General features: G+C 43.6%; 11 protein-coding genes. 6 read left to right on the top strand and 5 right to left on the bottom strand.

What is annotated here, in order from left to right; genetic code table 11:
• Position 1: 1 nt before the first annotated feature.
• Both C5469_RS11335 and C5469_RS11340 read right to left on the bottom strand, forming a co-directional pair.
• Entirely contained in the window at positions 2-952 is a 951-nt protein-coding gene (locus C5469_RS11335) for a CYTH domain-containing protein (protein WP_166306289.1), read from the bottom strand.
• A 269-nt stretch (positions 953-1,221) separates the two neighbouring features.
• Positions 1,222-1,962, bottom strand: a complete 741-nt coding sequence (locus tag C5469_RS11340) for an NADPH-dependent oxidoreductase (protein ID WP_166306292.1) — start codon at positions 1,960-1,962, stop codon at positions 1,222-1,224.
• Positions 1,963-2,415: 453 nt separating this feature from the next.
• Between C5469_RS11340 and C5469_RS11345 the strand changes: the two genes are divergently transcribed.
• Entirely contained in the window at positions 2,416-3,036 is a 621-nt protein-coding gene (locus C5469_RS11345; protein ID WP_166306295.1) for a TIGR04211 family SH3 domain-containing protein, read from the top strand.
• A gap of 14 nt (positions 3,037-3,050) precedes the next feature.
• Positions 3,051-4,277 carry a multifunctional CCA addition/repair protein gene (locus C5469_RS11350; protein ID WP_166306298.1) on the top strand — a complete coding sequence of 409 codons (1,227 nt, stop codon included), beginning with the start codon at positions 3,051-3,053 and terminating at the stop codon, positions 4,275-4,277.
• A gap of 95 nt (positions 4,278-4,372) precedes the next feature.
• Here C5469_RS11350 and bacA read toward each other — a convergent pair whose 3' ends face one another.
• Both bacA and folB read right to left on the bottom strand, forming a co-directional pair.
• On the bottom strand, positions 4,373-5,191 hold the full coding sequence (bacA, locus tag C5469_RS11355; RefSeq protein ID WP_166306301.1) for an undecaprenyl-diphosphate phosphatase: 819 nt from the start codon (positions 5,189-5,191) through the stop codon (positions 4,373-4,375).
• A gap of 177 nt (positions 5,192-5,368) precedes the next feature.
• A complete protein-coding gene (gene folB / locus C5469_RS11360; RefSeq protein WP_207628955.1) occupies positions 5,369-5,719 on the bottom strand; it encodes a bifunctional dihydroneopterin aldolase/7,8-dihydroneopterin epimerase in 351 nt (116 codons plus the stop codon).
• A gap of 107 nt (positions 5,720-5,826) precedes the next feature.
• Between folB and plsY the strand changes: the two genes are divergently transcribed.
• A complete protein-coding gene (plsY, locus tag C5469_RS11365; protein ID WP_166306308.1) occupies positions 5,827-6,483 on the top strand; it encodes a glycerol-3-phosphate 1-O-acyltransferase PlsY in 657 nt (218 codons plus the stop codon).
• Between the two features lie 70 nt (positions 6,484-6,553).
• Here the strand turns inward: plsY and tsaD are convergent, their stop codons facing one another.
• The gene (gene tsaD / locus C5469_RS11370; protein ID WP_166306311.1) at positions 6,554-7,567 is read right to left on the bottom strand and encodes a tRNA (adenosine(37)-N6)-threonylcarbamoyltransferase complex transferase subunit TsaD; all 1,014 of its coding nucleotides are present in this window, start codon (positions 7,565-7,567) and stop codon (positions 6,554-6,556) included.
• Positions 7,568-7,869: 302 nt separating this feature from the next.
• Between tsaD and rpsU the strand changes: the two genes are divergently transcribed.
• The 3 genes from rpsU to rpoD all read left to right on the top strand — a co-directional run bounded on the left by rpsU (position 7,870) and on the right by rpoD (position 11,968).
• Positions 7,870-8,085 (top strand): 30S ribosomal protein S21, encoded by a 216-nt coding sequence (gene rpsU, locus C5469_RS11375; protein WP_001144069.1) that lies wholly within the window; start codon positions 7,870-7,872, stop codon positions 8,083-8,085.
• Positions 8,086-8,206: 121 nt separating this feature from the next.
• The gene (gene dnaG / locus C5469_RS11380; protein WP_166306314.1) at positions 8,207-9,952 is read left to right on the top strand and encodes a DNA primase; all 1,746 of its coding nucleotides are present in this window, start codon (positions 8,207-8,209) and stop codon (positions 9,950-9,952) included.
• Between the two features lie 171 nt (positions 9,953-10,123).
• A complete protein-coding gene (gene rpoD / locus C5469_RS11385) occupies positions 10,124-11,968 on the top strand; it encodes an RNA polymerase sigma factor RpoD (RefSeq protein ID WP_166306544.1) in 1,845 nt (614 codons plus the stop codon).
• The last annotated feature ends 12 nt before the right edge of the window (positions 11,969-11,980 follow it).

The following is an 11,980-nucleotide window of genomic DNA, read 5'->3' on the forward strand; positions in this document are numbered from 1 at the left end:
TTCAAGCAGAGAGATTTACCAACCACATAGTCAGCGCCAACTTACATTGCAAATAAACTGAGCTGTAACACAGAGTTTCGGCCCCTGTTTCCACTTCTGATAATTTTTGCTTAATAGTAGTTAATTGATCATCCAACTGCTCCAACCGACCTGCTGGCTTGCTAAGACATTTAATCGTCTGCTGAACCAATGTAAGTACTTGCTTCAAACCATCCCGACTTTCTGATAAGCCTGCTAGCCAGCATTCTTCCTGATCTTGCCAATGGATTAATATTGATGAAAGCACAGATGATAATGGCTGCTGCATGTTAATTTCTGTCGGCACTGGCAGTGAAATTGCCCTTAGTTTTCCCTGTGCTAACTGATAACCCCGGGCAGCTTTACTTTTATTTCCCTGCCGCAAACCGTCTGATTTTGCCAGCTCAAATGCCAGCGCGAATACATCAGCAATGGTTCCTCGTTTCAATTCCAGTTCAAACTCACAGATTGGATCTTTGCCACCTGCTGCGATGATTTCTCCCTGATCGAACACCACTTCAATCTCACTCTGCCCGTAAGTGATTACCCACTTTTCACGCATAAAGTCAGTGCTGAATAAAGCATGCAAGCGGGATTGTAATTCTTCCACATCACAGTTTTCAGGCCAAATATGCGGAGGAAACAGAGTCAGCGCCAGTTCCGGCTTTGCCAATGGCACATCATATTCTGGCCTCTGATGCAATCCACCAATGACTTTACCGGCTGTTTTGATCGTCATTTCATATTGGTCATCAAAACCACGAATACGCAGCCCCATATCAAGACGACGAAGTTGGTTATCTGATGTTTCAAAATAGATATTGGTCAGTTTCTGAGGTGCAAAATAGTGATGAGGAAATAATGATAATTGCTGACGGATAACAGGAATAGCTAGTGGTTTAGCGGTAAGTTTTAATTCAATTTCTACACTCATATCTGCACCATTGATGACAATCTTTGATCATTATCTTACCCCGATTTCACTTTTCTTTGCGACACACGCTATTTTCATCAAGATGTTAATCCAAGAAAGTTGCGTTTGTTACTTATTACGCACAGACTGGTGACTATTCCGAATACGATGATTAAAACTAAAGGAAGTCTTTAGATGTGACTTTCCATCAACCAGCTTCCAATACAAAAATACATTCGAGACAGCTGATTTTTTGTTCTGTTGTTTCTCAAACACCAATTTTATATATGCTATTTGTCCAGTTTAAAACCTTGTTGCTGAATAGCAGAAAGTACTTCCGGGTAATAGATATTTTGGTAATAACTGGCAGTATTCACACTCCAATTGCTACCGTCATTACGATCGATACGGTGCCAGTGCTCCATTAACGTTTTATTATACTGTTCAATCGCTTTCGGTAATACTTCACAATGATAATGCTCTTCGTGGCAGAAACTATTGAGCGACAAACGCGGTTTCTGCTGTGCAGGAACATCAACATAGCCAATCACTAGACCAGCCACTGGGAAAGTGAGTTCCGGCAATTGCAGAAGTTCAATCATCGCTTTTGGATTATTGCGAATACCCCCAATTGGCACGACCCCCAAACCGTGAGAACGAGCTGCGGTCATTAGTGTTCCTAGTGCAATACCAACATCCGTTGAGCCAGAAATTAGACTTTCAATGCTTTGATGCGCGATCTGCTGTTTACCGCTCATCTCTATGCCGAGGCGTGTTTTATGCATATCCAGTACCACGGTAATAAACACCGGAGCTTGGGCAATCCACGTCTGGCCACCAGCTAACTCAGCGATTCTCGATCGGTGATGGGCATCACGGATAACGATTAGTGACACTTGTTGCGAGTTCACCGAAGTTGGTGCGAGATGAGCAGCTTCAATGATGCTGGTAAGAATGTCTTCAGCAATCGGTTTATCAAGATAACTACGTTCACTGCGGTGCGAAGTGAGTAATTCAATTGTCTGATTCATAATAGTTCTGTGAGTAGGTTAACTAAGGCTTACGTAAATATACAATGACGTTATGCGCTATAAGAATATTGCCAGTAAATTAGCACAGCAACACAATGCACGTTCATGTACATGTCTTGTCCATCTTAAAGAATCAAAAATATTACATGATCCTATAAGTTGCCGTCATTATTCATTAGCGGCAAACAACACTGCCAGGTAAAGTAAACATAATATTTCTCTCCTTACCAAGGGCTTACGGCGGACTTTGCTAAGTGAGGAAATTAAAATTTTCTCTTTTCTGAAAGTTATGATAGTAATTGACAGAATGTGCTCTGTTAAACAAACAACCAGTAAGCCCTGTATTCGACCAGTTAGATAGCTTTTCTTTTGGTTTACTGTTTGCTCCAGCAAACTTAACTCTTTACTATCAAATCCTAAACTCACCATAGATAAAGGACAGTTGAAATTACAATGCGAAAACTACCTTTACTTTTTACAACGTTATTGAGCCTGGGTTTTTCACTTACTGCCCACGCTGAAGAAAAACGCTATGTATCCGATGAGTTATCTACCTACACTCACGCAGGTCCGGGTAACAAGTATCGTATTGCCGGCACACTGAATGCTGGTGATGAAGTCACATTAATGAGCATCGACCGAGATAGCAATTACGCTCAAGTAAAGGATGATAAAGGCCGTTCCGTCTGGCTGCCAGTTAACCAGCTCAGTAATAAACCGAGTTTACGGGTCCGTCTTCCTGAAATGGAGCAGGAAATAAAGCTACTCACTGATAAGTTAGCCAATATAGACAATAGCTGGAATCAACGTACTGCCGATATGCAGCAAAAAGTTGCAAGCAGCAGTGACATTATTACTGGGCTAAAAAAAGAAAATGAACAGCTGAAAAATAAACTGATTGTGGCAGAAAAAAAACTCGATGTTGCAAATCTGCAACTTGATGACAAACAACGTAATATCATTCTGCAATGGTTTATGTATGGCGGCGGTGTTGCAGGTGCTGGCTTAATTTTAGGATTGTTATTGCCACATATGCTCCCGCGTCGTAAACGCAATGACCGTTGGATGAATTAATAAGGAATATTTAGGTGAGAATCTATCTGGTTGGCGGTGCAGTACGTGACCACCTGCTAAACCTTCCTGTGAAAGAACGGGATTGGGTTGTTGTTGGCGGAACACCGGAAGAGCTGTTATCTCAAGGATATCAGCAAGTTGGTAAAGATTTCCCCGTATTCCTACATCCCAAAACTCATGAAGAATATGCACTGGCGCGTACTGAGAGAAAATCTGGCTTGGGATATACAGGTTTTACCTGTTATGCCGCGCCAGATGTCACCCTAGAAGACGATTTGCTGCGCCGTGATCTAACAATTAATGCGATTACTCAAACGCCCGATGGCGAATTTATCGATCCTTATCATGGCATTGATGACTTAAATAATCGTATCTTGCGCCATGTTTCTGACGCTTTTTCTGAAGATCCACTAAGGGTATTACGAGTAGCCCGTTTTGCTGCACGTTTCGCACATTTAGGGTTTACTATTGCACCAGAAACACAAACCTTAATGTCAAATATGACAACCAACGAAGAGTTATCAATACTCACACCGGAGCGTGTCTGGAAAGAGACAGAAAAAGCCCTTTCTACTCATTCACCGCAAGTTTTCTTTCAGATTTTACGTGACTGCGGCGTGCTGGCTGTACTGTTTCCTGAAATTGATAATTTGTTTGGTGTTCCGGCTCCAGAAAAATGGCACCCTGAGATTGATACCGGTATTCATACGTTGATGGTGCTAAAAGTTGCGGCAGAGCTGACAAATGAAGTGGATAGCCGTTTTGCTGCGCTATGTCATGATCTCGGTAAAGGACTGACACCACCAGAACAGTGGCCTCATCATTACGGGCATGGTCCAGTAGGCGTTAGGTTAGTGGATCAGTTGTGCCAACGTCTACGTGTTCCTAATTCTGCCCGTGATTTGGCAAAACTGGTCGCTCAGTATCATGATTTGGTACATACCGTTGATCAATTACGGCCAAAAACATTACTTAGGTTATTTGATTCTGTTGATGCATGGCGTAAACCTCAACGCATAGAGCAGTTAATTATTACCAGTAAAGCAGATGCACGGGGCCGTACCGGTTTTGAAAATACCCCCTATCCTCAAGGTAATTATCTGCGGCAAGCATTTAAGGTTGCCAGCCAAGTTCAGGTGAAAAATATTGTCGCCAGCGGATTGCGTGGTGCTGATATTGGTAATGAGTTACGACGTCAACGTCAGCAAGCACTGGCTGAATGGAAACAACAGCAAAGTTAGCGCCGTTGTTTGGAGGATCGAGATACTCTGTACTTCCCCTAATATCGAACTTTGGATGATATCTGAATTAGATCGATACCAGGGGATATCATTCACTACATAAATACCCAGTAAACGGCGGCAGCTACAATAAAACGGTAGATAGCAAACGGGATAAAAGAAATACGTTTAATCAATGTCAGAAAGGTTTTAATTGCTATCAACGCAACAATAAATGCAGTAACAAAACCGACAGCAAACATTGGGATATCAGAAACAGTCAAAAAATGCAGGCTCTTATAGAGATCCAGCCCACTCGCCCCCATCATCATTGGCACCGCCAGAATAAAGGAGAATTCTGATGCAGTATAACGGTTAACCCCCATCAGCATTCCACCAGAAATTGTCGCTCCTGAGCGGGAGAACCCCGGCCACAATGCCAGACACTGGAAGCAACCAATCATAAAAGCCTGGCGATAAGTAATATCATCCAGCCCTTCTGCCGTCGGTGTCTTAGGTTTCAGGATTTCTGCTGTAATTAACAACACACCACCAATAACCAAGGCATACATAACGCTTTGCGGGTTAAACAGTGACTTGATAGTATCGTGGAAAAGCAACCCAAGAGTCACCGCAGGCAACATTGCCAGGATAATGTGGCTCAATTTCAGTTTGCCGTTGGTTTTACCTTCACGAGGAACTTTACCAAAGTGAATACCAATTAACCCAAACAGGCGACGCCAAAATACAACCACCACGGCAAGAATAGATCCAAGCTGAATAATCACCTCAAATGTCTCAGCTTTATCACCAGTAAACCCCAATAAGTGGCCAACAATAATCATATGGCCGGTAGAGGAAACAGGAAGAAATTCCGTCAGCCCTTCAACAACACCAAGAATAAATGCATGAAACAAGGTAGAAAGGTCAGTCATATAGAGAAGTCGCACTCCATTAACAAATATCCGAAATGGCAACCTGGAGTAACCCGGTTGCCATTTTCCCATTGTCATTAATCAAATTGACATATTATTAAGCTTGGCAATGCTGCATGCCAAGCTATGGTAAGAATAATGACAACAATATGACAACTGAATTCACTGTTGCTCAAACTATTTTTTTCTTTCAATAATAACACCGACTTGACGAGCCTGTGCCACAGCCCCCGGTTTACTGACTTTTACCCGTATCCATGGTGAATTAAAGCGGTTTAACAGTAGCTCAGCCACCTCTTCAGCCACTCTTTCAACCAGAGCAAAATTCTGATTTTCTACATAGTTGATAACTGCTTCACTAACTTTAGCATAATCCAGACAATGTTCGACATTATCACTGGAAGATGCGCGTTTGTTATTCCATCCCATTTCGATATCGAACACTAACTTCTGCTTAATGGTTTGTTCCCAGTCATAAACGCCAATGGTAGTGATGACAACTAATTCCTCAATAAATACGATATCCATCACGTCACTTTCCTGTTTTTTCAACTTGCCGGATACCACTTCCGACTAAATATGCGTATTATCCATGGTTAAGCTAAGAAAACGACCATTATTATTGGAGAGACATTATGAGTGCTATCGCGCTTGGTATGATTACCTTCGCGTATCTTTGCGGTTCGATCTCCAGCGCAATACTGATCTGCCGTCTGGCTGGGCTACCTGATCCACGTCAGCATGGCTCAGGCAACCCAGGAGCGACAAACGTATTGCGGATTGGTGGCCGCAGTACCGCGGCAATAGTACTGATTTTTGATGTTCTGAAAGGAATGATCCCAGTCTGGCTGGCTTATCAGCTTAATGTATCCCCTTTCTATTTGGGGATTACGGCAATAGCTGCTTGTCTCGGCCACATTTACCCAATCTTTTTCCATTTTAAAGGTGGTAAGGGTGTCGCAACTGCTTTTGGTGCTATTGCGGCCATTGGCTGGGATCTGACGGGTTTGATGACTGGTACCTGGCTGCTGACAGTCTTACTGAGTGGCTATTCCTCTTTAGGTGCAATTGTCAGCGCCCTGATAGCACCTTTCTATGTTTGGTGGTTTAAACCTGAATTTACTTTTCCAGTTGCCATGCTCTGCTGTCTAGTGCTACTGCGTCACCATGATAATATTCAACGCCTTTGGCGCGGCCAGGAAAGCCGTATCTGGAACAAGTTTAAAAAGAAAAAAGAGATGACTGAACAAGAAAAAATCCAGGCAAAGAACGAAGAAGGAAAAGAAGATTAACAACAGATCTGAATAAAAAACCAGTAACTGACTGAATTACTGGTTTTTTATTTTCATTATAAAAGAAAGATTACAACGCAGGTAATTCAGACAAAGGCCAACGTGCTTTAACCGTCACTCCAAGAGAGTCACTCACCCCCCCTTTCAAACGGATCATACCGGCAAGCGCAATCATGGCCCCATTATCTGTACAGAATTCTGGACGTGCATAAAATACTTCCCCCCCCAGCTTGGTCATAACCTCTTCCATTCTAGTGCGCAACGTACGATTAGCACTGACACCACCAGCCATTACCAGCCGTTTGAATCCGGTCTGCTCAAGCGCCCTTTTGCATTTGATCGCTAATGTATCAACTACCGCATCTTCAAAAGCACGAGCAATATCCGCTCTGGTCTGCTCATCATTGCTGTTGTTATAGATAGTATTAGACGCAAAAGTCTTCAGCCCGGAAAAACTGAAATCCAGCCCAGGACGATCGGTCATCGGACGAGGAAACACAAAGCGCCCAAATTCCCCTTTCTGAGCCATATTGGAAAGTAGCGGCCCACCTGGATAATCCAATCCCAATAATTTAGCTGTCTTATCAAATGCCTCACCAGCCGCATCATCTATTGATTCGCCAAGCAACTCATATTTACCGATACCCGTTACGCTAATAAGCTGAGTATGGCCACCAGACACTAACAAAGCCACAAACGGAAACTCAGGACTACTATCTTCCAGCATCGGAGCCAGTAAATGTCCTTCCATATGATGAACTGGAACAGCTGGAACATCCCAGGCAAACGCCAGAGAACGGCCGATAGTCGCCCCTACCAACAATGCACCGACCAGACCAGGACCTGCCGTATAAGCAACTGCATCAATATCTTTACTTGTTAATTTTGCTTCTTTCAAAGCAGCCTGAATTAGGGGAACTGTTTTGCGGATATGGTCACGTGAAGCCAGTTCAGGCACGACACCGCCGTAATCAGCGTGTAGTTTAATTTGACTGTATAATTGATTTGCCAATAAACCGGCTTTATCGTCATAAATTGCGATTCCGGTTTCATCGCAAGACGTTTCTATACCTAAAACTCGCATTACACTACCTATAGTCCACGGAAGAGAGCCAGTTTATCATTAATGACATAATTTGCGCGGTTTACATGCTGACTATTTTTACTGTTTAGTCTATAATCAGCGTCCTACGTGAAGTTCCTGTGTGGTTATCGTCAATATTACAGAACTGATTTGCAAATCTCATTGCAGGTCACTATGTAATGTTGTTTCAATTTGCTGCGGCGCTTTACAAAGCCGTATCCATTGAAGTAAAATTCCGCACCATTTTAAGATGGCTGGCATATCACGCCAGCAAAACCGATTTCTATTGAGGTGAGAGGCACATGCCGGTAATTAAAGTACGTGAAAACGAGCCATTCGACGTAGCACTGCGTCGCTTCAAGCGTTCCTGCGAAAAAGCAGGTGTGTTAGCAGAAGTTCGCCGTCGTGAATTCTATGAAAAACCAACGACTGAACGTAAACGCGCTAAAGCTTCTGCTGTAAAACGTCACGCTAAGAAGCTGGCTCGCGAAAACGCACGCCGCACTCGTCTGTACTAATCCTTGCGGTTCACCCGCACAGTGGTTAAATTTGCAGACAATAGTAGTTGCAGATAAAGGCCGTGCTTTCCAAAAGGAAGCGCGGCTTATTGTCGTTCATCAACAGGCGTAAAAAGGGCTTATGGCTGGACGAATTCCACGCGTATTTATCAATGACTTATTAGCTCGTACCGATATCATCGAGTTGATCGATGTTCGTGTACCACTTAAAAAACAGGGTAAAAATTACCACGCGTGTTGTCCGTTTCATAACGAAAAAACTCCTTCGTTTACTGTTAATGGCAATAAACAGTTTTATCATTGCTTTGGTTGTGGAGCTCATGGCAACGCCATCGACTTTCTGATGAATTACGACAGACTTGAATTTGTTGAATCCATCGAAGAATTGGCAGCCATGCACGGTCTGGAAGTACCTTATGAATCAGGTTCTGGCAGTAGTCAGATAGAACGCCACCAAAGACAAAATCTTTATCAACTGATGGATAAGCTCAACAGCTTCTATCAGCATTCATTAAATACCTCCGCTGCACAACAAGCCCGGCAATATCTGGCTCAGCGCGGGCTTAGTGAAGAAGTTATCCAACGTTTCTCGATTGGTTTCGCTCCCGCTGGTTGGGATAACACCTTGAAACGGTTTGCCCATAGCGCGGAAGAACGTCAACAATTGAATGACGCCGGCATGTTGGTCGCAAATGACAATGGCCGCACTTATGACCGTTTCCGCGAACGAGTGATGTTCCCAATCCGTGACCGCAGAGGGCGCGTGATTGCATTTGGTGGACGAGTTCTGGGAGATGCACTCCCGAAATATCTCAACTCTCCAGAAACTGAAATTTTTCATAAAGGCCGCCAACTATACGGCCTTTACGAAGCACAACAAAATCACAATGAGCTTTCACAGTTATTAGTTGTTGAAGGCTACATGGATGTAGTGGCGTTGGCGCAGTTTGGTATTGATTATGCTGTTGCCTCATTAGGTACTTCGACAACATCGGAACATATTCAGTTACTTTTCCGCGCTACCGATAACATTATCTGTTGTTACGATGGCGATAGAGCCGGGCGTGATGCTGCATGGCGAGCGCTGGAAACGGCACTTCCTTATCTAAATGATGGTAGGCAGTTACGTTTTATGTTTTTGCCTGATGGTGAAGATCCTGATTCACTGGTCCGTAAAGAAGGCCGTAAAGCATTTGAACAAAGAATGGAACAGTCTCATACACTGTCCGAATTTTTATTCGAATCATTATTACCACAGGTTGATTTAAGTAGTCCAGAAGGAAAAACTAAGCTCAGCTCACTTTCTGTACCATTGATCAACCAGATTCCGGGAGAAACTTTACGCCTCTATATGAGGCAAGAACTCGGTAATATGATAGGCATTCCCGATGCAGTACAGTTGGAACGTTTATTACCACAGCGTCTGGAAAACGGGAATAATTATCAGATGCCACAGCTAAAACCGACAACTATGCGTATACTTATAGGACTGTTGGTACAAAACCCACACTTAGCCGCTTTAGTTCCCCCTCTACAGGGAATTATGCAGGCCAAGATTGCAGGCTTACCATTATTTATGGAGCTTGTGGAGGTTTGCCTTACTCAGCCAGGGCTGACAACAGGACAACTGCTAGAGCAATATCGTGATACTAAATTTAGTAAACAACTTGAAAAATTAGCTGCATGGAACGATATACAAGTAGAAGAGATAGCAGAAAATACATTTCGTGACGCATTGGATCACCTCGTCGATTCTGCGTTAGAAGAGCGCTTAGACATTCTTATCGCTAGAGCAAGAACTGAAGGTCTGACACCGGAAGAGCGTGAAGAAGTCCGCTTGATTAATGAGTCCCGTGCCAGAAAGTAGACACTGAATTCACGGCTTAAATGCCGCATTTAGGTAGGGAAAAACCCCTACATTTTGCCACTATAAGTGGGCAGTGGCAATATAATGAAAATGCCCCTAAATGTTATTGTTGGCAGATTAGTTTCGCCGACCGACACCAACCCAAATACTCTGAAGTGTGGATACCGTCTTATGGAGCAAAACCCGCAGTCACAGCTAAAGCTACTTGTCACCCGTGGTAAGGAGCAAGGCTATCTGACCTATGCTGAGGTCAATGACCATCTGCCGGAAGATATCGTCGATTCCGATCAGATCGAAGATATCATCCAGATGATCAATGACATGGGCATTCAGGTAATGGAAGAAGCACCTGATGCCGATGATCTGATGTTAGCAGAAACTACTAACGACACAGATGAAGACGCTGTGGAAGCTGCTGCACAAGTCCTGTCTAGTGTTGAATCTGAAATCGGCCGTACCACCGACCCGGTACGTATGTACATGCGTGAAATGGGTACCGTTGAATTATTGACCCGGGAAGGTGAAATTGACATTGCTAAACGCATTGAAGATGGCATCAATCAGGTACAATGCTCTGTTGCTGAATATCCTGAAGCAATTACCTATTTATTAGAACAGTACGACCGCGTAGAAGCAGGCGAAGCTCGCCTGTCAGATCTAATTACTGGTTTCGTTGACCCGAACGCAGAAGAAGACCTCGCACCTACCGCAACTCACGTTGGTTCTGAGCTCCCACAAGAAGAGCTTGATGACGATGATGATGAAGACGATGAAGACAGCGATGACGATAGTGATGATGACAACAGCATTGATCCGGAATTAGCTCGTCAGAAATTCCAGGAACTGAACGAACAGTATGAAATCACCCGCCAGGAAATTAAGAAAAATGGCCGCAACCATCCAAATACTGCTGCCGAAATCTTAAAACTGTCAGAAGTTTTCAAACAGTTCCGTCTGATACCAAAACAGTTTGACTACTTGGTTAACAACATGCGTTCTATGATGGATCACGTTCGTCTTCAAGAACGCCAAATCATGAAAATGTGTGTTGAGCAGTGCAAAATGCCGAAGAAGAACTTCATCACTTTATTCTCCGGTAATGAAACCAGTGACATCTGGTTCACCGCTGCAAAAGCAATGAACAAGCCATGGTCTGAAAAGTTACTTGAGATTGAGGAAGAAGTACAACGTAGCCTGCAAAGACTTCGCCAGATTGAAGAAGAAACCGGTTTAACTATTGAACAGGTGAAAGATATCAACCGGCGAATGTCCATCGGTGAAGCAAAAGCCCGCCGTGCGAAAAAAGAGATGGTTGAAGCTAACTTACGTCTGGTTATCTCTATCGCCAAAAAATATACCAACCGTGGTCTGCAATTCCTGGATTTAATCCAGGAAGGAAATATCGGTCTGATGAAAGCGGTTGATAAATTTGAATATCGTCGTGGTTACAAGTTCTCAACTTACGCCACATGGTGGATACGTCAGGCAATTACACGTTCTATTGCCGACCAAGCTCGTACCATTCGTATTCCCGTTCACATGATTGAGACAATTAACAAACTCAATCGCATTTCTCGCCAGATGTTGCAAGAAATGGGGCGTGAACCGACACCGGAAGAACTGGCAGAACGCATGTTAATGCCGGAAGACAAGATCCGTAAGGTACTGAAAATTGCCAAAGAACCTATCTCAATGGAAACTCCGATTGGTGATGATGAAGATTCACATCTGGGTGACTTTATTGAAGATACAACGCTGGAATTACCGCTAGATTCTGCGACTTCAGAAAGCCTGCGTTCAGCAACCCACGATGTTCTGGCTGGCCTGACGGCTCGTGAGGCAAAAGTACTGCGGATGCGTTTCGGTATCGATATGAATACTGACCATACTCTGGAAGAAGTTGGTAAACAGTTTGACGTCACCCGTGAACGTATTCGTCAGATCGAAGCAAAAGCACTACGTAAACTGCGTCATCCAAGCCGCTCTGAAGTTCTGCGTAGTTTCCTTGATGAATAATCAGAAATTTTA

It is taken from the genome of Photorhabdus cinerea (assembly GCF_011189575.1).
Taxonomy (GTDB): Bacteria; Pseudomonadota; Gammaproteobacteria; order Enterobacterales; family Enterobacteriaceae; genus Photorhabdus; species Photorhabdus cinerea.